Here is a 20,688-nt window from a genome sequence, read left to right on the forward strand (position 1 = left end):
TTACGCCTCGCGGGCGTCCAAGGGTGCACCGATGCCGGCCTCGTCCGTCCGCCGCACCAGCGGCAGGGGTGTGACGTCGGACGACGCGTTGCTCAACGGCTCCACGGCCGCCCGGAAACCCTCCAACGCGTCCAACTCCCGCCGCCGCGCCGACAGGAACCGCTGCAGGTGCGTGCTCGACAGGTTCACCGCGTCGATCGCGGAGTCCGCGGCCCGGTGCGCGCGCGACGAGGCGGCCCGGACCTGCTCCACGTCGTCGGCCAGCGCCCGGTCGGTCACCGCGAACATCGCCGCCGACGCGATCACCGCGAACCCGGTCGGCCCGCACAGGAACACCCGCCGGTCGAGCAGCCACCGCAGCAGCTCCGGGTCGGTGTCCAGGGCCGCCACCACCGCGCCGTCGTTGGGCACGAACATGATCGTCCCGTAGATCGCGTCGGCCCACCGCTGGTAGCCCTTGCCCGCCAGCTCCGCGGCCCGCGACCGGATGTTGCGGACGTGCACCCGCAGCGCGTCGACGCGTTCGGCCGCGTCGTCGGTCTCCACCGCCTCCGCCCACGTCGCCATGCTCATCTTCGCGTCGACCGGCACCCGCCGACCGCCGCCGACGTTGAGCACGAGGTCGGGCCGCACCGCGCCGCCGCCCGCCACGTCCACCTGCAGGTCGAAGTGGATCCCCTCGCGCAGGCCGAGCACCCGCGCCGTCTCCACCAGCACCTTCTCGCCGAGCTCGCCGCGACCGCTGACCGAGGAGAACGCCACCTCGTAGCGCTGCAACGCCGCCCACTGCGCGTCGCCGCGTTCCCGCTCGGCCCGCACCGCGGCCAGCGCGGCGTCGGTGCGCCGCACGCTGTCCTGGTAGAGCCGCCACAGGAACACCAGCGCGCCCGCGAGCAGGAGCGCCACGACCACCGCCGCCGTGCTGAGGACCGCTGTCATGCCCCGATCATCGCGCACACGTGTCCGACCACACGTTCGAGCGACACGCCGAGCCGCTTGAACGATCGGAGCGCGCGCCGGCCCTAGCGTGGCCGACGTGTTGATCCTGCACACGTCCGACTGGCACGTGGGGCGCACCTTCCACGGCCGTGACCTGCTGCAAGAGCAGGAAGCCGTGCTCGGCGGCCTCGCCGACACCGTGGCGGACGAGCGGGTGGACGTGGTCGTGGTCTCGGGTGACCTGTTCGACCGGGCCGTGCCGAACGCGGAAGCCGTCGCGGTGTGCTCGCGGGTGCTCAAGCGGATCCGGGCGGCGGGCGCGCAGATCGTGATCACGCCCGGCAACCACGACTCGGCGGCCCGGCTGGGCTTCCTGGGCGCGTTCGCCGAGGCGGGCGGCCTGCACCTGCGCACGCGGGTGGCCGAGCTGCACGAGCCGGTGCTGTTCGCCGACCCGCACGGCCCGGTGGCGGTGTACGGGATCCCGTTCCTGGAGCCGGAGACCGCGCGGCACGTGCTGGGCGTGGAGGCGAAGGGCCACGGCGGCGTGCTGACCGAGGCGATGCGGCGGATCAAGCTGGACCTGGCGGCCCGCGCGGGCACGCGCTCGGTCGTGCTGGCGCACGCGTTCGTGACCGGCGGCGAGCCGTGCGAGTCGGAGCGCACCATCGCGGTGGGCGGCGTGCAGGACGTGTCGGGCGCGGTGTTCGCCGGGATCGACTACGTGGCGCTGGGCCACCTGCACGGACAGCAGACGCTGGCCGGGCACCTGAGGTACTCGGGCAGCCCGGTGGCGTACTCGTTCTCCGAGGCGCGCCACCACAAGTCGGTGTGGCTGGTCGAGCTGGACGCGGGCGGCCTGGCCGGGGTGGAACGGCGGTCGCTGCCGGTGCCCCGCCCGCTGTCGACGGTGAGCGGCGCGTTGGACGACCTGGTGCTGGACCCGGACCACGAGCGGGTCGAGGACCACTTCCTGTCCGTGACGCTGACCGACCGGGTGCGCCCGCTGGACGCGCTGCGGCGGTTGCAGCGGCGGTTCCCGCACGCGGTGCACGTGGAGTGGCGGCCGGAGGGCGGGCGGACCGGCGAGCTGCGGTTCGCCGAACGGGTGCGCGGCCGCAGCGACGAGGAGATCGCCTGCTGCTTCGTCGAGGACGTGCGCGGCGACCAGCCCAACCCGCGCGAGCTGGACCTGTTGCGGGAGGCGTTCGCCGCCGCTGCCCGGGAAGGGGACTCGTGAAGCTGCACCGGTTGGCGGTCAGCGGGTTCGGCCCGTACGCGGCGCGCGAGGAGGTCGACTTCGACCTGCTCGGCGCGGACGGCTTGTTCCTGCTGCACGGCGACACCGGCGCGGGCAAGACGACGTTGCTGGACGCGGTGGCGTTCGCGCTGTTCGGCAAGGTGCCCGGCGCGCGCGGCGACGTGAAGCGGCTGCGCTGCGACTACGCCGACCGGGACACCCCGACGTACGTGGAGCTGGAGCTGACCGTGCGCGGCCGGCGGTTCCGGCTCAAGCGCAGCCCCGAGTACGAGCGGCCGAAGAAGCGCGGCGACGGCGCGACCCGCCAGCAGGCGCAGGTGTCGTTGACGTGGGTCGGCGGGTGGACCGGCGAGGGGCACAGCCGCATCGACGACGTGGCCCGCGAGGTCGAGGGCCTGCTCGGGATGACCGCCGAGCAGTTCTTCCAGGTGGTGCTGCTGCCGCAGGGCGAGTTCGCGCGGTTCCTGCGGGCCGAGACCGCCGAGCGGGAGAAGCTGCTGGAGAAGCTGTTCGGCACCGAGCGGTTCCTGGACGTGGAGAAGTGGTTCCGGGAACGCCGGGCCGAGCGCAGGCGGGAGCTCGCGCGGCTCGGCCAGGCGCACCGCGACCTGGTGCAGCGGGTGGCCGAGGTCGCGCTGGAGGACCCGCCGGAGGGCGGCGGCGACCAGGAGTGGCTGAGCTCGCTGCTCAAGCGGCTGGACGAGGCCGAGCGCGAGGCCGACCAGGCCGCGGCGCAGGCGTCGGACCGGCGGGCCGGGGCCGAGGCGGCGTGGCAGGAGGCGCGGGCGCGGCACGAGCGGGTGCGCCGGGTGCGGGAGGCGCGCCGCAACCTCGACCGGTACGCGGAGGTGGAGCCGAGCCTGCGGGCGTGGGTCGCCGAACGGGACGCGGCCCGGCAGGCGGCGGTGGTCGTGCCCGCGCAGGAGCGCGCGGTGAAGCTGGAGCGCGAGCTGGACGCCGCCGTCGCGCACGAGCAGGCGGCGGCCGCCGCGGTGGCCGCGCTCGGCTACCGGGGCACGGACCTGCGCGGCGACGGCGAGCGGCTGCGCGAGGAGGCCGGCGGACTCACGAGCCTGGCCGCCGACGCCGAGCGGCAGCGCGCCGACCAGCGGCGCATCGCCCAGCTGGACCGCGACGTGGCCACCACGTCGCAGCGGCTGGCCGCGCTGGTCACGCAGCTGGACGAGGTGCCGTCGAAGCTGGCCGCCGCGCGGACCGCGGTCGAGGAGTCGGCCGAGGCCGCGGCCAGGCTGCCGCAGGTGTCGGGCCTGGCCGCCGCGGCGGCCGAGCTGCCGCGCGTGGAGCGGGCGTTCCGGGACGCGGACGAGGCGCGGCGGGACGCGGTGGACGCGCAGCAGGCGGCGCGGGAGGCGCTGCTCCGCATCCGCCGGGAACGGCTGGACGGCATGGCGGTCGAGCTGGCCGAGCGGTTGCGGCCGGGCGACGCGTGCCCGGTGTGCGGTTCGGCCGAGCACCCGTCGCCCGCGCAGCCGGTGCTGAACGCCGTGACGGCCGCGGACGAGGACCGCGCCGCCGAGGACGACCAGGTCGCGCTGGACCGGCGGCAGCGGGCCGAGCAGGAGGCGCACCGGCTGGCGGAGCGGCTGGCGCTGCTGCGCGAGCAGCTCGGCGACCGGCCGCCCGCCGAGCTGGAGCGCGAGCACCGGTCCGTGGCGGCGCAGGCCGAGCGGTGGGAGGCCCGGCAGCACGAGCTGGCCGAGCTGGAGGAGAAGGTCCAGCGCGCGCTCGACCAGCGTGGCGCGCTCGAACGCGAACTGGCCGAGGCGGGCGCGCAGCGGGCGCAACTGGTGGAGGCGGTCGAGGAGCGGGGCGCACGGCTGGAGGAGGCGCGCGGCGACTTCCCGGACGTGGTGACGCGCCGGGCGCACCTGAGCGACCTGGCCGACGCGCTGACCGCGCTGGCGACCCGCCGGACGGCCGTGGTCGAGCACGGGGAACGCCTGGCCGACCACCGGCTGGAGGTCGCCCGGCTGGCCGCCGCGCAGGGGTTCGCCGACGTGGCCGACGCCCTGGCCGCGGCCCGCCCGGCCGCCGCCGTCGCCGAGCTGGAGATCCGCATCCGCGAGGTCGAGAAGACCCGGACCGCGGCCGAGAGCACGCTGGCCGAGCTGCCCGACACCGACCCGGACACCGAGGTGGACGTGGCGGGCGCGGAGGAGCGGTTCCGGGCGGCGAGCGCGCACGCGACCGACGCCGCCACCGCGTTGACCAACGCCCGCACGCGGGCCGCCCGCGCCGCCGACCTGGCCGAGCGGCTGCGGACCGCGTGGCTGCGGCTGGAGCCGGTGGAGGCCGAGTTCGCCGAGCTGGACGCGTTGACCGACGTGATCAACGGGCAGGGGCAGAACGCCAAGAGCATGACCCTGCGGACGTACGTGCTGGCCGCGCGGCTGGAGGAGGTCGCGGTGGCGGCAAGCGCCCGGCTGGAGCGGATGAGCCAGGGCCGCTACCGGTTCGTGCACTCGGTCGAGGCCGGTCCGCGCGGCACCAGGGGCGGGTTGGGCCTGGACGTCATGGACGACTACTCGGGGCAGCAGCGGCCCGCGAAGACGCTGTCCGGCGGCGAGTCGTTCCTCGCGTCGCTGGCGCTCGCGCTGGGCCTGGCCGACGTGGTGGCCGCGGGCGCGGTGCTGGACACGCTGTTCATCGACGAGGGTTTCGGCACGCTCGACGCCGAGACGCTGGAGCTGGTGATGACCACGCTGGACGAGCTGCGCGCGGGCGGCCGGGTGGTCGGCCTGGTCTCGCACGTGGAGGAGATGCGGCAGCGCATCCCCACCCGGTTGCGCGTCCGCAAGGCCCGCGGTGGTTCGTCGCTGGAGCTGACGGCCTAGCGGCCCTGCCGCGCACCCCACGACCGAGGGTCCCCCAGCAGTATTACCCGCGTCCAGGAATTGACATCCGGTGACCACTCGGTCGAGTGAGGCACAATTTCTGCGGAGATCTCGGACCGGGGTGGAGCAACCATTTTTCAGCCATTGGGAGCCCCCGATCGGGTGCTAAATTCCCCTTGTCCGCGTTTCGCAAACATCGGACCTGGAGGGGAATTCGCGATGAAAGTCTCGGTCACCAGAACGTTGATCGCCGCAGTGCTGGCCCTGTTCTTCGCGGGCACGTCCGCGGCGGTCGCCGAACCGGAGCAGGCGCAGGCGCAGGACAGACAATGGTCGGGCTGGTACGACCTCGGCGGTGTGGTCACCGCGGGCCCGGCCGTGTCGTCGTGGTCGGCGAACCGCCTCGACGTGTTCGCGCGCGGCACCGACTCGGCCGTGTGGCACCGCTGGTGGAACGGGTCCGCCTGGTCGGGCTGGGAGAGCCTCGGCGGGAACATCATCGACAACCCGGCCGCCGTCTCGTGGGGGCCCGACCGCATCGACCTGTTCGGCCGCGGCACGAACAACCACCTGCTGCACAAGGCGTGGAACGGCTCGTCCTGGTCCGGCTGGGTGGACCTCGGCGGCGTCATCACCGCAGGTCCGGCGGTGTCCTCCTGGTCGGCCGGACGGCTCGACGTGTTCGCCAAGGGCACCGACAACGCGCTGTGGCACAAGGCGTGGACCGGCTCGTCCTGGTCGGGCTGGCAGAACCTCGGCGGTCGGTTCATCGACAACCCGGCGGCCGTGTCGTGGGGGCCCAACCGCATCGACGTCTTCGTGGAGGGCACGAACAACCACCTGCTGCACAAGGCGTGGAACGGCTCGTCCTGGTCCGGCTGGGCGGACCTCGGCGGCGTCATCACCGCGGGCCCGGCCGTGGCCTCCTGGTCCGCCGGGCGACTGGACGTGTTCGCCAAGGGCGCCGACAACGCGCTGTGGCACAAGGCGTGGACCGGTGCCGGCTGGTCCGGGTGGGAAGACCTCGGCGGCACCTTCCTGCACAACCCGGCGGCCGTGTCGTGGGGTCCGAACCGCATCGACATCTTCGTGGCGGGCACCAACAACCACATCTACCAGAAAGCGTGGTACTGATCTCCGGTAATCGCCGCCGGTAACTCACGCTCCCTTTCCCGCAGGCGGGGGAAGGGAGCCGGCGTTCGCCTTTCTCGCGTGTTCATCCCCTGGCGCGTCGTCGCCACGACCGCGTGTCGCCCTACCGGCCACCCGGTGCACGGCGAGTCGCCAACAGCCGGTGCCGGCGGGCGTCCTCCGGCCGGCCCCAGGCCTCGTAGGCGCGCGCCAGGCCGTCGTGGGCCCGCGCCTCCTCGTGCCGGTCCCCCGTGCGGCGGGTCAGCGCCAGTGCCTCCCGGTGGTGCTCGACGGCGCGGTCCGGGTCGCCGGCGGCCGTCGCCAGCTCGCCCAGCGTGTCGAGCACCTCGGCCTCCAGGTCGCGGCTGCCGGTCGCCCGCGCGCCCGCGAGCGCTTCGGCGAGGTGCTTCCCGGCGACCTCGGCGCGGCCGAGCCGCAGGTGCACCAGCCCCAGGTTCGCCTGCAGGTGGTTGACCAGCGCGTGGTCGTTGTCGACGTCCGGCACGGCCGCCATGGCCTGCTCCATGTGCCGCAACGCCTCCTCGTACCGGCCCGACGCCTCGTGCACCAGCGCCAGGCTGCACAGCACGGCCGCCTCGCCGCGGCGGTTCCCGATGGCCCGGGCGATGGCCAGCGACTCCCGGAAGACGCGCTCCGCCTCCCGGTGCCGCCCGAGGCGGCGCAGGACCACGCCCAGGTTCTTCAGCGCCCGGCCGGTGAAGCTCACGTCGCCGGTCTCCCGCGCGACCTCGACCGCCTGCTCGTGGTGGCGCAACGCCTCCTCGTACCGCCCCAACCGCTCGCACGCGACGCCGAACCCGGTGAGCGCGGCACCCTGGGCGACGCGGTCGGCGCGCCGACGACCGGCCGCCAGGGCGTGGGTGTGCAGGGCCAGCGACTCGTCGTGGTGGCCGCGGACGTGGAAGTAGCGCCACACCGCGTCGGCCAGTTCCTCGGCCTGCGCGGCGTCACCGTGCCGGGCCGCGTGCTCGGCGACCGCGAGCAGGTTCGCCCGCTCGGCCTCCAGCCACGCCACCGCCTCGTCCCGGGTGGCCGGCCCGGCCGCGGGGAGCGCCGGTCCTCGCCCGGCGTGGTCCACCGGGTCGAACAGCACCACCGCGGCCGCCGCCTCGCGCACGTAGTGGTCCGCCAGGGCGTGCACCGCCGCGTGCCGGTCGGGGTCCGCTTCGGCGGCGAGACCGCGGGCGTAGGTGCGCAGCAGGTCGTGCATCTGGAACCGGCCGTCGGCCGTGCGCTCCACCAGGTGCGCCTGGACCAGCGCGTCGACGTGCCGGCGGACCGCCGCGTCGGACGAGCCGGTCAGCGCGGCGATCGCGTCCAGGCCGAGTTCGTGGCACGGGTGCGCGCCCAGCAGCCGGAACACCCGCGCCACCGCCGGGTCCAGGTGCCGGTAGGACCACGAGAACGCCGACCGCAGCGCCGCGTGGGGGTCGGTGTCGTCGTCGAGCCGGTCCAGCCGGTCCTGCTCCCGGACCAGCTCGCGGCTCAGCCGCGCCAACGACGCGGTGGGGCGGCCGGTGGCGAGTTCCGCGGCCAGGCGCAGGGCCAGCGGCAACCGCGCGCACAGCTCGGCCAGCGCGTCCACCGCGCCCGGTTCCGCCGCCGCCCGGTCGCCGATCAACGCGCGCAGCAGGTCGTGCGCCTCGGCGGCGGGCAGCAGGTCGAGCCCCAGCCGGGTCGCGCCGTCCTTCGCGATCAGCCCGCGCATCGAGTCGCGGCTGGTCACCAGCACCAGGCAGCCGGGCGAGCCGGGCAGCAGCGGCCGGACCTGCGCGGCCGTGCGGGCGTTGTCGAGCACCACGAGGACCCGCCTGCCCGCCAACAGGGACCGGAACGTGGCGGACCGCTCGTCCAGGTCCTGCGGGAGGTCCCGCGAGTCGACGCCCAGGGCGCGCAGGAAGCCCGCCAGCGCGTCACCCGGACCGACCGGCAGGTCGGGGTCGTAGCCGCGGAGGTTGACGTAGAGCTGCCCGTCGGGGAACCGGTCCCGCACGCGGTGCGCCCAGTGCACGGCCAGGGCCGTCTTGCCGACGCCGCCGGTACCGGTGATGACGGCGACCGGCGGCGGCTGGCGGTCGTCGGCGCGGGCGAGGAGCCGGTCGAGGCGCCGCAGGTGCTCGGCCCGGCCGGTGAACCCGACGACGGCGGCCGGCACCTGCGCGGGGCTCACCCACGCCGGCGGACCCGCCTCCCGGTCGACCTCCAGGGCCGGGTCCTGGTTGAGGATGTCCAGGTGCAGCCGGCGCAGCTCCTCCCCCGGCCGCACGCCCAGCTCCCGGTCCAGCAGCACGCGGCCCTCGTCGTAGACGTCCAGCGCCTCGGCCTGCCGTCCCGCCCGGTACAGCGCGGTCATCAGCGCACCGCGCAGCCGTTCCCGGAACGGGTGCCGCGCGACCAGCCCCTTGAGCGCGACCGCCGCCTCTTCGTGCGAGCCCAGCGCCGACAACGCCGCCGCGTGCCCCTCCAACGCGGTCAGCCGCCGCTCGACCAGCCGGGCCCGCACGGTGTCCGCGTCCGACCCGACCAGCTCGCCGAACGGGTCGCCGCGCCACAGCCGGACCGCCTCGGCGAACGCCGCCGCGGCCTGCCGGTGCAGCCCCGCGCCGGCGTGCCGCCGACCGGTCCGGACCAGCGCCTCGAACCGGTGCGCGTCCAACTCGTCGGCCGCAACCCGGACCCGGTAGCCGCCCCGGCCGCCGTCGATCCGCTCGCCGGCCGTCGGGTCCTGCGCGAGCAGCCGGCGCAGCTTCCAGACGTAGGTCTTGGTGTTCTTCTCCGCCGACGGGGGCGCGCCTTCCGGCCACAGCGCCCCGACCAGCCGCTCGACGCTCACCCACTCGCCCGCGTGCAGCAGGAGCGTGGCCAGCAGCACGCGTGGTTTCCGGGCTGCGACGGGGATCCGCGCTCCGTCGGACCGCACCACGTCGACCGCGCCCAGGACCCGGAACAGCACTCGGCACACTCCCCAGTGCCGCGGCCGTCCCCACGGCGGCCGGGGCGGCATCGAAGGTAGCGCAGTCGTCGCACCACCGGGACCCCCGCGTTGGACCGCCGGTGTACCGGCGGTGTACCGGCGTGCCCCAGGCTGGTGGCGCGGGCCACCGGCTGTGACCTCGATTGGGGGTGGGTCACAGCCGTGACCTCAGCGCGCGCCGGCGCCGCGGCGCAAGACCCCACGGCCGGGCTCCGGCATGCCGGGCGGCACACTCCACCCGGAGCCCGGTCGTGGTCCGCGCTACCCCCAGGTCGCGGTGTCGGGGTCGACGCCGCGGGCGCGGGCGCTCGCGTCGATGATCCGGCGGAACCACCCGGCCAGGCCCGGGCGAATGCCGTCGTAGTGGGCGGCGAAGCCCGGCTCGGTCTCGAACCGGCGGCCGAGGCAGACCTGCATCTCCCGGGTGAGCGGGAAGTACGCGGCGAACACCTCGCGGTGCCGTTCGACCAGGTGGTCCGCTGCCGGGCTGCCGGGCGTGACGCCGGCGTCCATCGCGTCACCGAGGGCGCGTTCGAAGGCGGCCACGGCGTCGGCGACGGCCTGCCACTCCGCCGGGCCGCGCGCGGCCGAGCGCTCGGCGTACTGCGACCACTGCGCGGTGTCGCCGTAGCGCTGCCGGGCCTGGGCGGTCCGGTCCGGGTCCCAGTCGGGGCCGAAGATCGCGGCCTGCTGCGCCGCGGTGAGCAGCGGGCCGCGTTCGTGGGCGTCGATCATCCGGTCCAGCCCGGCGGTGAGCCGCCGGAGCCGGTCGATCCGCTCGGCGACCTGGGCCCGCTGCGCCCGCAACGCGCCCGGCACGTCCGCCGCGGAGTCGTCCAGGACGACCCGGATCCGGTCCAGGCCCAACCCGATCTCGCGGTACACGACGATGCGGTGCAGGCGTTCCAGGTCGGCCGCGGTGTAGAGCCGGTAGCCGCCCGCCGTGCGCAGCGACGGCCGCGCCAGGCCGATCCCGTCCCAGTGGTGCAGCGCGCGGACCGTCACGCCCAGCCGGGTCGAGACCTGGCCGACGGTCAGGCCGCCGGTCTCCGCGGTGTCACCCATGGCCCCCATTCTCGTCGGCGTCCGGGTGCTGGATGCCGATGGCGGCCAGGTTGCGCGCCTCCTGGCTGTCGGGGTCGAAGGGCTTCGCCGCGGTGAACACCACCCGCGCGTTCTCCGGGGTGATCACCTCGACGTCACGGGTGTTCCAGGGCGTGTCCCGCGGGCCGTCGACCGAGCCCGGGCGCAGCGCGCGGCACGCCTCGACCACGGCGTCCACCTGGTCGAGCACGCACGAGAAGCTGACGCTCAGCCGCGGCGGCTCCTCCGGCACGCCCTCCGCCGCCACGAGCAGCACGTCCTGGAACGCCCACCGGCGCAGGTGCACGAGCGTGCCGGGGATGCCGAACAGCTCGAAGAACCCGAGCCCGCGGACCCAGAAGTCCACCGACGCCGCCAGGTCGTCGGTCGGGATGCTGACGAACGCGGGCATCCCGTAGATGCCGCGGTACAGCTCGGGTGCCACCGCGTCCGGGCCGGGCTCGGGCACGGGGCTGATCTCGAAGGCGTTGTAGTAGTCACTCACAGGACCCACCTTCGAGCCTCACGCTACGAGAGGGTCAAGCCGGTTTCACCAGCCCCTTGCCGGACGCCTCGGACGAGAGCAGCCCGCCCCGGTAGGCGGCGGCTTGCAGCTCGAACAGCTCGAAGTAGTGGCCGCGCGACGCCATCAGCTCTTCGTGCGTGCCCTGCTCGACGATCCGGCCCTGGTCGAGCACGACGATCCGGTCGGCGTTGCGGATGTTCGCCAACCGGTGCGTCACCAGGATCGTGGTGCGCCGCGCGGTGGCCTCGCGCAGGCCCTCGAAGACCCGTGCCTCGGCCTTGGCGTCCAGCGCGGCCGTCGGCTCGTCGGCCACCAGCACCGCCGCGTCCCGGTACATGCCGCGCGCGATGCCCATCCGCTGCCACTGCCCGCCGGACAGGTCCTGCCCGTCGTTGAACTGCCGCGACAGCACGGTGTCCGGCCCGGCGGGCAGGGTGGCCAGCACCTCGTCCGCGCCGGACTTCGCCACCGCCTCCCGCCACGCCTCGTCGTCCTCGCGCTCCAGCCGGCCGACCGTCACGTTGTGCCGCGCGGTCATCGGCCACTGCGCCGGGTCCTGCGCGATCACCGCGATCGACGAGTGCACCGAGTGCGGGTCGGCCTCGGCCAGGTCGACGTCGTCCCACCGGACCGTGCCCGACGACGCCGGGTACAGGCCGGTCAGCACCTTGCCCAGGGTGGTCTTGCCCGACCCGTTCTCCCCCACCAGCGCGACGACCTCACCCCGCGCCACGGTCAGGTTCACCTCCCGCAGCGCGGGCTTCGACGCGCCCGGGTAGGTGAACGAGACGTCCGCGAGCGTGATCTCCCCCGGGTCCTCCGGCGCCGTCACCGGCGAGCTGCCCTGGGCCCGCTCCGCGCCTTCGACCAGCAGCTTCCGATAGAAGTCGATGTAGAACGAGTCCTCGTACAGCGAGTTGACCGCGCGGGTCGTGGACGCCAGGGACGAGAAGCCGGTGCGCATCGCCAGCACCGCGGTGCCCGCCAGCGCCAACTCCATGCCACCGGTGTGCAGCAGGACGCCGAGCACGACGTAGGCGATCGCCGTGCCGACCCCGGCCAGCGCCCGTCCGGCCAACCGCACCCCGTTCGTGCGGTGCGCCATCCGGATCTCGTCGGCCATCAGGCTGTCGGCGATGCGCCGGTGCTCGGCGAGCAGGCGTTCCTGCAACGTCAGGGCGTGCCGTTCGAGGGCGAAGTCGCGATCGGTGGCGACCTCTTCGACCACGCCCTTGCGGGTGTTGCGGGTCACCGAGTCGAGGAAGTGCTCGTAGCGCAGCTTGGACGCCCGCGCCGACGCCCAGGCGTTCGCGAACGCGGCCAGCAGCAGGGCGGGCGCGAGCCACGGGTCGAGCAACCCGACCGTGACCACCGCGGCGATCAGCGAGATGCCGCCGGACACCAGGTCGGCGAGGTAGCGCAGGCTGCTCTCCAACGAGCGGACGCCGCGCCGGCCACCTTGGCGGGCCAGCTCGCGGAAGTCGGCGTCCTCGAACGCGAGGAGCTGGGCGCGCACGAGCACCGCCGTCACCTCGTCGTTGGCCTCACGCGTGACGCGGGGCCGCAACGAGCTCTCGACCGCCGCCACCGCGGTGTCCAGCAGGGCGCGGACCACGAACGACCCCACCACCACCGCCAGCGCGGGCAACGCCTCGACCACCCGTTGCGGCGTGGGGCCTTCGCGCAGGAGGGCGGAGAACACGTCCGCCGTGGCGAGCAGCCCGAACGCCGTGACGCAGCCGGACAGCACGTGCACCACGCCCGCCATGAGCGTGAGCCGGGGCGAGGTGCGCCAGGCCAACCGGACCACCATCGACACGGCCGACGGCAGGCTCTTGATCGCCTTGCCCAGGCTGACGGACGTCCCGCCCCGACGGCGGGCCCACTTGGGGGTGGCGACGTTCTCCACCCCGATCAGCACGGTGCTCATCGTTCCAGCAAACGCGAACTCCCCGCCGCCGCCAACACGGTTCACCGTCGGCGCAGCTCATCGGCGCACGCGAGCCGTACCGCCGTACCGCCGTGCGCGGATCGGCCGGGGCCCCGACATCGGCTTCGCGCACCTGTCGACGTGGGACCGCATCGTCGAGCGCAGCCTGGACGGGGTGACCGAGGCCCGCCACGAGATCGGGAGAAGGTCATTGCCACGGCCGGGTGGCGGGAGCGGGCGAAGGCCTGCGCGCAGCGGGGCGAGTGCACCCCGAGCCGGTACGGGAACAGCGAAGCGCCCCCGCCGACCGGCGTGGGGCGCTTCGGGTGGGCCGGGTCCTAGCGGACCATGTCCTTGCGCAGTTCACGCGGCAGGGCGAACGCGATCTTCTCGTTCGCCGTGGTGATCTCCTCGACGTCGCCGTACCCCTGCGTCGCCAGGTACTCCAGCAGCTCCATCACCAGGATGTCCGGCACCGACGCGCCCGACGTCACGCCGACCGTCGTCACGCCCTCCAGCCAAGCCGGGTCGACCTCGCGCGCGTAGTCGACCAAGTACGCCGCCCGCGCGCCGGCCTGCAGCGCCACCTCGACCAGCCGCACCGAGTTCGACGAGTTCTTCGACCCGACCACCAGCACGAGGTCGCACTCCGGCGCCATCGTCTTCACCGCGGTCTGCCGGTTGGACGTCGCGTAGCAGATGTCGTCCGACGGCGGCTCCTGCAGGTCCGGGAACCGGTCCTGCAACTGGCGCACCCGCACCATCGTCTCGTCCACCGACAGCGTGGTCTGCGACAACCACACCACCTTGGACGGATCGCGCACCACGACCTTGTCCACGTCCTCGGCGGTGTCCACGAGCTGGATGTGCGAGGGCGCCTCGCCGTACGTGCCCTCGACCTCCTCGTGTCCTTCGTGGCCGATCAGCAGGATGTCGTAGTCCTCGCGCGCGAAGCGCTTGGCCTCGTTGTGCACCTTGGTCACCAACGGGCACGTGGCGTCGATCGTCCTCAGGCCCCGGTCGGCCGCCTCCTGGTGCACGGCGGGCGACACGCCGTGCGCCGAGAACACCACGAGCGCGCCCTCGGGCACCTCGTCGGTCTCGTCGACGAAGATCGCGCCCCGCGCGGACAGCGTCTCCACGACGTGCTTGTTGTGGACGATCTCCTTGCGCACGTAGACCGGCGCGCCGTACTGCTCCAGCGCCTTCTCCACGGTCACGACGGCACGGTCCACGCCGGCGCAGTAGCCACGCGGCTTGGCCAGGAGCACTCGCTTGTCCATGGCCTCCAGGGTACGGCGTGCCGGATGTAGGCATCCGACGGCCGACTGCGGCAGGCTGTAGGGCATGAAGCCACTGCCCCTGACCGTCCGCCTGGCCGCGGGACTGGCGGTCACCGCCGTCGAGCAGGCCCGGAAGCTCCCGCGGCAGCTCGCGGGTCTCCCGGTCACCGTGGTCAGTGAGGCCCTGCAGCTGTCCATGCGGGTCCAGCAGCGGGTGACGGAACTCGCAATCAAGGGCGACGACGCGCTGTCCGTGCTGCGGCCGGCGGAGCAGCAACCCGAGTGGGCGACGTTCGACGAGGACGAGCCGGAGGTCGGCCCGCCGACGGCCGACGACCCGTGGGCGGAGGAGGAGCAGGCGCTGGCCGCCGAGCCGCCCGCCGTGCTGCCGAACTACGACGAGCTGTCGTTGGCGCAGCTCAGGGCACGTCTGCGCACGCTGAGCGCGGAGGACCTCGAAGAGCTGCTGGCGCACGAGCGCACGCACGCGGCCCGGCCCGAGTTCACCGGCATGCTCACCCGCCGCATCGCGAACCTCAAGCAGCAGTGAACCCCGAGCAGACGGGCACCGGGAAGTCGCAGGCCGAGAAGTCGAGCGCCGAGAGGTCCAGCCCGGAGAACCCGTGGCCGGTCCGGACGGTCGCGCGCAAGATCTTCGACTGGATCAACCGGCTGGGCGACGTGTGGGTCGAGGGCCAGGTCACCCAGCTCAGCGCCCGTCCGGGCACGGCGACGGCGTTCCTCACCCTGCGTGACCCGTCGGTGGACATGTCGATGCAGCTGACCGCGCCCGTGGGCCTGGTGCGCGAGCTCCAGCTCACCGAGGGCAGCCGGGTCGTGGTGCACGGCAAGCCCAACTTCTTCCCCAACCGGGGCACGCTGAGCCTGCGCGTGGACGAGATCCGGCAGGTGGGCATCGGCGAGCTGCTGGCCCGCATCGAACGGCTGCGCAAGCTGCTGAACGCCGAGGGCCTGTTCGACCCGCGGCGCAAGCGCAGGCCACCGTTCCTGCCGAACAAGATCGGTCTCGTCACGGGTCGCGCGTCCGCCGCCGAGCGGGACGTGCTGACCAACGCGCACGCCCGCTGGCCGGGCGCCCGGTTCCGGGTCGTCAACGTCGCGGTGCAGGGCGCGTTGGCCGTGCCGCAGATCCTCACCGCACTGTCGACTCTGGACCGCGACCCCGAGGTGGACGTCATCGTGCTGGCCCGCGGCGGCGGCAGCGTGGAGGACCTGCTGCCGTTCTCCGACGAGGCGCTGTGCCGCGCGGTGGCGCAGTGCCGCACGCCGGTGCTGTCCGCGATCGGGCACGAGCCGGACACCCCGCTGGTCGACCACGTCGCCGACGTGCGCTGCTCCACGCCGACCGACGCGGGCAAGCGGGTCGTGCCGGACGTCGCCGAGGAGGGCGAGCGGATCCGCCAGCTGCGCGACCGCAGCCGCCGCGCCCTGCACGGCTGGGTGGACCGCGAGCGCAAGCTGCTCGCCGCGCTGCGCACGCGACCCGCGCTGTCGGACCCGTACGGCCCGCTGGACCGGCGCGCGGAGGACGTGGACCGGCTGCGGGAACGGGCCCGGCGCGCGGTGCGCAACCGGCTCGACTCGGAGACCGCGGGCCTGACCGCGACCACGGCGCGCTTGACGACCCTCGGACCTGCCGCCACGCTGGCGCGCGGGTACGCCGTGGTGCAGCTCGTCACCCCCGACGGGGTCGACGGGGTCCTCCGGTCGACGTCCCAAGCCCCCTCGGGCACCCGGCTGAGGGTTCGCGTGGCCGACGGCGCGGTGCACGCGGTCGTCACCGCCGGCGGAGACGGCAGTGACGACCGAGCCGGCGGAGCCGGCAAGACGGCCCAAGAAGGAGGCGGTGGTGCCGAACCCGGCGCGTGAGCCCACGTTCCTGCCCTTGACGGTGGCCGCCGCGAGTGACGCCGACGACGAAGGGGCCGTCGCCGTGCGCGACCGCGCCGAGTCGGCCGACCGGGCCGCCGCCGACTGCTGGCTGTCCCTGGTGGCGGGCTGCACGTCGGGCAGGCAGACGTTGATCAACCGGTTGCACGACCTGTCCGAGGCGACCTGCGGCTACGCCGGCCTGCGCTGGTGGCTGGGCCGCGGCTCGGTGCACCGCAGGCGCGTCGCCGACGCCGAGCACCGCATCGACGACGCGGTGCGCGAGGGTGACGGCGCCGAGTTCGCCGAGGCGTTCATCGGCTACGACCAGGCGGTCGCCACCGTCGTGGTGCACGTCCAGAACCGATTGGGGAAGTTGTCCACGTGAGCGAGCCGGGCTACGAGCAGGCCAGGGACGAGTTGGTGGAGGTGGTCCGCAAGCTGGAGGCGGGCGGCCTGTCGCTGGAGGAGTCGCTGGCGCTGTGGGAACGCGGCGAGGCCTTGGCGAAGACCTGCGAGCGGCAGCTCGCGGGTGCCCGGGAGCGGATCGATCAAGCACTCAGTGTGACCGAGGAGGACGTGGCCGAGGCCTGACGACGTGCGAGGATTGGCTTTACCGGCCGGTAGTCTTCGCAGGAGGAAACGTCATGGTCACAGGCAGCAGCCAGTCCGAGCGCCGTCGCGAGGCACCTGACCGGAACCTCGCGCTGGAGCTCGTCCGGGTGACCGAGGCGGCCGCCATGGCCGCCGGGCGCTGGGTGGGTCGCGGCGACAAGAACGGCGGCGACGGCGCGGCGGTGGACGCCATGCGCAAGCTGATCGGCACCGTGTCGATGCGGGGCGTGGTGGTGATCGGCGAGGGCGAGAAGGACGAGGCGCCCATGCTGTTCAACGGCGAGGAGGTCGGTGACGGCAACGGCCCCGAGTGCGACGTGGCGGTCGACCCGATCGACGGCACCACGTTGATGGCCAAGGGCATGCCGAACGCGCTGGCGGTGCTCGCGGTGGCCGAGCGGGGCGCGATGTTCGACCCGTCCGCCGTGTTCTACATGGAGAAGCTCGCCACCGGGCCGGAGGCGGCGGACGTCATCGACATCACCGCGCCGATCGCCGAGAACATCCGCCGGATCGCGAAGGCCAAGCACAGCGACGTGTCCGACGTGACGGTGTGCGTCCTGGACCGGCCGCGGCACGAGTCGCTGATCGGCGAGGTGCGCGCGGCGGGCGCGCGCATCCACTTCATCTCCGACGGCGACGTGGCGGGCGCGATCTCGGCGGCCCGGCCCAACACCGGCATCGACCTGCTGGTGGGCATCGGCGGCACGCCGGAGGGCATCATCGCGGCGGCGGCGCTCAAGTGCATGGGCGGCGCGATCCAGGCCAAGCTGTGGCCCAAGGACGACGAGGAGCGGCAGAAGGCGCTGAACGCGGGCCACGACCTGGACCGCGTGCTGCTGACCGACGACCTGGTGCGCGGCGACAACGTGTTCTTCTGCGCGACCGGCGTCACCGACGGCGACCTGGTGCGCGGCGTGCACTACCGGGCGGGCGGCTGCACGACCCAGTCGATCGTGATGCGGTCGAAGTCGGGCACGGTCCGGATGATCGACGGCTTCCACCGGCTGACCAAGCTGCGCGAGTACTCGTCGGTCGACTTCGACATCCCGCCGAGCGCCGAGGACGCGCTGCCGCCGCTGCCGTAGGCCTGCCCGGCGCCGTCAACTGTGAACCCGGCGTTACCGGCCGATCGGCTGTGGTGATCACGTCGCGTTCATCCCTAGTTTCCGATCCGTCCCCGAGCACCCTGCGCCGGGGACGGAGAGGAAGCGATGAAGGTTCGTACCCTGTTCACCGCCTTCGCGGTGGCGGTCGGCGCGGCTCTCGCCTCGGCGGCCGGGGCGGCGGCGGCCCCGGCGACCGACGGCGGCGTCACCCCGTTCATCGTGGGCGGCGGCAACGCCACGCAGACCTACTCGTTCATGGTGTCCCTGCAGAGCACCACGGGTAGCCACTTCTGCGGCGGCTCGCTGATCAAGGCCAACTGGGTCGTCACGGCCAAGCACTGCGTGCAGGGCCGTTCGGCGTCCTCGATCCGGGCCCGCATCGGCACCACCAACCGCACCAGCGGCGGCACGGTCGCGTCCGGCGCCCAGGTCGTCACCCACTCGTCGTACGACATCGCGCTGGTGCGCCTGGCCACCTCGGTGAGCCAGACGCCGATCGCGGTGGCGTCGACGTCGGGTGCGGTCGGCACGGCGACCCGCATCATCGGGTGGGGCCAGACCTGCGCCCCGCGCGGTGCCTGCGGCGCGCCGGTCACCCTGCAGGAGCTGAACACGTCGATCGTGTCGGACGGCAGCTGCCTGGGCATCTACGGCTCGGTGGAGATCTGCACGAACAACCCGAACGGCAACTCGGGCGCCTGCTACGGCGACTCGGGCGGCCCGCAGATCAAGTCCGTGAACGGTGTGTGGCAGCTGATCGGCGCCACCAGCCGCGCGGGCAACAACAGCTCCACCTGCGCCACCGGCCCGTCGATCTACATGGACGTGCCGGCGTTCCGCTCGTGGATCAGCCAGTACGCGGGCGCGGTGTAACCGCTCGTCCTCGCGTTCGAAGGGCCGTCCCCCCTCCGGGTGGGGCGGCCTTTCCCATTCGTTATCGAAGGGTCTGCAACCCGGGGCTTCGACGGGGCGTCTCCAGGATCAGTACCGAGCACGATCATTCTGGGGGGCGCGCGATGCGCAGAGCAGCACTGGTGGCGATCGCTTTGCTGGCAACGGCTTGCGGGACGACGGAAGCAGCCGGCCCGGCCGCGGTTCCTCCTTCCCCCACCTCCTCCGCACCGACGTCGGAGCCGTCCACCCCCACCCCCGCGCCCGCCCCGCCGACCGAGACCACGAAGACGCCGGACCCGCAGCCCGCGCCGCCTCCGCCGCCGGTGACCGTGCCCGGCACGCCGTGCGACATCACCGAGGGCGCGTGCGTGCGGCTGTCGACCAACGAGTCGTGGCTGATCAGCGGGGGCCGGATCAGCTACGGGCCGGTGCCGACCACGTCCGGCATGCCCGGGTACGAGACGCCCGTCGGCTACCACGAGGTGCTGTGGAAGGTCGAACTCGACTACAGCCGCGACTTCGGGATGGCCGAGATGCCGTACTCGACCTACTTCGTCAGCAACGGCATCGCGTTCCACGAGGGCAGCCTCACCGACGAGTCCCACGGCTGCATCCACCTGTCCCGGGAAGCCGCGGCGAAGTACTTCCGCACCCTCCAAGTGGGTGACCAGGTTCAGGTAACCGCGTAACGGCGTGTGTTGGATCACTCGTCGGTGGGTAATCCTGACACCGAGGAGTGATAGCGATGAGGAAGACGCTCGGCACGACGGCGCTAGCCGCGGTGGCCCTGACCTTCGGCCTCGCGACTCCCGCGAACGCATCGACCGGCACGCCGTGCTCCGTGCGGAACGGCGCGTGCGTGCAGTTGTCCACCGACCAGGCGTGGCTGATCCACGACGGGAGCGCCAGCTACGGCCCCGTGCCGGTGTCCCACGGGATGCCCGGCTACGAGACCCCCGTCGGCACCTATCCCGTGCTGCGCAAGGTGAAGGACGACTGGAGCGTGCCTTACAACGCGCCGATGCCGAACGCGGTGTACTTCACCACGAACGGCATCGCGTTCCACCAGGGTGACCCGAACGTGCAGTCGCACGGCTGCGTGCACCTGGGCCCGCAGGAGTCGTCGGTGTTCCACGACAACCTGTTCCCGGGCGAGCAGGTGCAGGTGGTCGCCTAACCCGCGTTGCTCGAGTGGCCCGGGAACAGGTGGGCCTCGGGGTTGAGCAGCACGGCGATGTTGTTGACCGCGGTGGCGGCCTCGCCGAACCCGGTGGCGATCAGCTTCACCTTGCCGGGGTACTGGGCGACGTCGCCCGCCGCGTAGACGCGATCCCGGGCGGTGCGCATGGTGGTGTCCACCAGCACCGCCCGGTGGTCGAGCTCCAGCCCCCACGACTCGATCGGGCCCAGGTCGGCGGTGAAGCCCAGGGCCGCGACCACGGTCCGCGCGGGCAGCACCTTGCGGTCGCCGCCCTTCAGGCCCAGCTCCACCTCGGCCAGGTCGGGGTCGCCGCGCAGCGCCAGCACCTCGGCGTCGGTGATGATCTCCACGCCCAGCTCGCGGACCTGCCGCACGGTCGGCGGGTGCGCCCGGAACGTCGCCCGCCGGTGCACGACCGTGACGCTGGACGCGATCGGGTGCAGCGCGAGCGCCCAGTCGAACGCCGAGTCGCCGCCGCCGACGACCACCACGTCCTGGCCGGTGTGCACGTCGAGCTTGGGCACGAAGTGCACCACGCCCCGGTCCAGCCAGCCGTCGCCCGCGGGCAGCGGACGCGGCTTGAACTCGCCGATGCCCGCCGTGATCAGCACCGCGCCCGCCCGCACCAGGCCACCGTCGGCCAGGCCGACCTCCAGCCGACCGTCCACTTCGGACAAGGTGCGCGCCTGGCGGCCGAGCAGGTACGTCGGCTGCCACTGGTCGGCCTGCTGCACGAGCGCGCTCACCAGCTCGCGCCCGCGCACCGCCGGGAAGCCGGCCACGTCGAAGATCATCTTTTCCGGGTACATCGCGGTGATCTGGCCGCCCGCCTCGGGCAGCGCGTCGACCAGCGCGACCGACAGGTCCCGGAACCCCGCGTAGTACGCCGCGAACAGCCCCGTGGGGCCCGCACCGACGATCAGCAGGTCGACCTCAAGCTCCATCCCTCGACCATAGGTGTTCCACGCCACTGTGC

General features: G+C 73.6%; 18 protein-coding genes. 11 read left to right on the forward strand and 7 right to left on the reverse strand.

Translation table 11 applies throughout. The features are described from left to right. Positions 1-939, reverse strand: coding sequence for a DNA recombination protein RmuC (locus FHX81_RS17220; protein ID WP_141979138.1), 939 nt, complete (start codon positions 937-939; stop codon positions 1-3). 97 nt (positions 940-1,036) lie between these two features. On the opposite strand from FHX81_RS17220, the gene FHX81_RS17225 reads away from it, so the two are divergent. The 3 genes from FHX81_RS17225 (at position 1,037) to FHX81_RS17235 (ending at position 6,189) form a co-directional block, all read left to right on the forward strand. Further along, entirely contained in the window at positions 1,037-2,179 is a 1,143-nt protein-coding gene (locus tag FHX81_RS17225; RefSeq protein ID WP_141979139.1) for an exonuclease SbcCD subunit D, read from the forward strand. Next, positions 2,176-5,055, forward strand: a complete 2,880-nt coding sequence (locus FHX81_RS17230; RefSeq protein ID WP_141979140.1) for an AAA family ATPase — start codon at positions 2,176-2,178, stop codon at positions 5,053-5,055. Before FHX81_RS17225 ends, FHX81_RS17230 begins: the two co-directional genes overlap by 4 nt. Positions 5,056-5,274: 219 nt before the next feature. Next, positions 5,275-6,189 (forward strand): PLL family lectin, encoded by a 915-nt coding sequence (locus tag FHX81_RS17235; RefSeq protein WP_141979141.1) that lies wholly within the window; start codon positions 5,275-5,277, stop codon positions 6,187-6,189. A 121-nt stretch (positions 6,190-6,310) separates the two neighbouring features. Here the strand turns inward: FHX81_RS17235 and FHX81_RS17240 are convergent, their stop codons facing one another. The 5 genes from FHX81_RS17240 to FHX81_RS17260 form a co-directional block, all read right to left on the reverse strand. Then, positions 6,311-9,160, reverse strand: a complete 2,850-nt coding sequence (locus FHX81_RS17240) for an AfsR/SARP family transcriptional regulator (RefSeq protein ID WP_170232081.1) — start codon at positions 9,158-9,160, stop codon at positions 6,311-6,313. 282 nt (positions 9,161-9,442) lie between these two features. Beyond that, complete coding sequence (locus FHX81_RS17245) at positions 9,443-10,246, reverse strand: MerR family transcriptional regulator (protein ID WP_141979143.1); 804 nt, start codon at positions 10,244-10,246, stop codon at positions 9,443-9,445. Beyond that, a complete protein-coding gene (locus tag FHX81_RS17250; RefSeq protein ID WP_141979144.1) occupies positions 10,239-10,769 on the reverse strand; it encodes a VOC family protein in 531 nt (176 codons plus the stop codon). The genes FHX81_RS17245 and FHX81_RS17250 overlap by 8 nt, the downstream gene beginning before the upstream one ends. 34 nt (positions 10,770-10,803) lie before the next feature. Continuing rightward, a complete protein-coding gene (locus FHX81_RS17255) occupies positions 10,804-12,720 on the reverse strand; it encodes an ABC transporter ATP-binding protein (RefSeq protein WP_141979145.1) in 1,917 nt (638 codons plus the stop codon). A 338-nt stretch (positions 12,721-13,058) separates the two neighbouring features. After that, positions 13,059-14,003, reverse strand: coding sequence for a 4-hydroxy-3-methylbut-2-enyl diphosphate reductase (locus FHX81_RS17260; protein WP_141979146.1), 945 nt, complete (start codon positions 14,001-14,003; stop codon positions 13,059-13,061). A gap of 64 nt (positions 14,004-14,067) precedes the next feature. On the opposite strand from FHX81_RS17260, the gene FHX81_RS17265 reads away from it, so the two are divergent. From FHX81_RS17265 to FHX81_RS17300, 8 genes are all read left to right on the forward strand, one after another. Next, complete coding sequence (locus tag FHX81_RS17265) at positions 14,068-14,553, forward strand: lipid droplet-associated protein (RefSeq protein ID WP_141979147.1); 486 nt, start codon at positions 14,068-14,070, stop codon at positions 14,551-14,553. Continuing rightward, positions 14,550-15,893: an exodeoxyribonuclease VII large subunit gene (gene xseA, locus FHX81_RS17270; RefSeq protein ID WP_246107860.1), complete on the forward strand. Its 1,344-nt coding sequence runs from the start codon at positions 14,550-14,552 to the stop codon at positions 15,891-15,893. The genes FHX81_RS17265 and xseA overlap by 4 nt, the downstream gene beginning before the upstream one ends. Further along, the gene (locus FHX81_RS17275; protein ID WP_141979148.1) at positions 15,874-16,281 is read left to right on the forward strand and encodes a sugar ABC transporter substrate-binding protein; all 408 of its coding nucleotides are present in this window, start codon (positions 15,874-15,876) and stop codon (positions 16,279-16,281) included. Before xseA ends, FHX81_RS17275 begins: the two co-directional genes overlap by 20 nt. After that, the gene (locus tag FHX81_RS17280) at positions 16,278-16,487 is read left to right on the forward strand and encodes an exodeoxyribonuclease VII small subunit (protein ID WP_106617365.1); all 210 of its coding nucleotides are present in this window, start codon (positions 16,278-16,280) and stop codon (positions 16,485-16,487) included. Before FHX81_RS17275 ends, FHX81_RS17280 begins: the two co-directional genes overlap by 4 nt. 53 nt (positions 16,488-16,540) lie before the next feature. Next, positions 16,541-17,596 (forward strand): class II fructose-bisphosphatase, encoded by a 1,056-nt coding sequence (gene glpX, locus FHX81_RS17285; RefSeq protein ID WP_141979149.1) that lies wholly within the window; start codon positions 16,541-16,543, stop codon positions 17,594-17,596. 126 nt (positions 17,597-17,722) lie between these two features. Further along, positions 17,723-18,490, forward strand: a complete 768-nt coding sequence (locus FHX81_RS17290; RefSeq protein ID WP_141979150.1) for a S1 family peptidase — start codon at positions 17,723-17,725, stop codon at positions 18,488-18,490. Between the two features lie 161 nt (positions 18,491-18,651). After that, a complete protein-coding gene (locus FHX81_RS17295; RefSeq protein ID WP_246107861.1) occupies positions 18,652-19,200 on the forward strand; it encodes a L,D-transpeptidase in 549 nt (182 codons plus the stop codon). A gap of 56 nt (positions 19,201-19,256) precedes the next feature. Beyond that, positions 19,257-19,688, forward strand: a complete 432-nt coding sequence (locus FHX81_RS17300; protein WP_141979152.1) for a L,D-transpeptidase — start codon at positions 19,257-19,259, stop codon at positions 19,686-19,688. On the opposite strand, the gene FHX81_RS17305 is transcribed toward FHX81_RS17300, so the two are convergent. Then, positions 19,685-20,656 (reverse strand): NAD(P)/FAD-dependent oxidoreductase, encoded by a 972-nt coding sequence (locus tag FHX81_RS17305; RefSeq protein WP_141979153.1) that lies wholly within the window; start codon positions 20,654-20,656, stop codon positions 19,685-19,687. The genes FHX81_RS17300 and FHX81_RS17305 overlap by 4 nt on opposite strands. Positions 20,657-20,688 lie beyond the last annotated feature (32 nt).

Source organism: Saccharothrix saharensis (genome assembly GCF_006716745.1).
Taxonomy (GTDB): Bacteria; Actinomycetota; Actinomycetes; order Mycobacteriales; family Pseudonocardiaceae; genus Actinosynnema; species Actinosynnema saharense.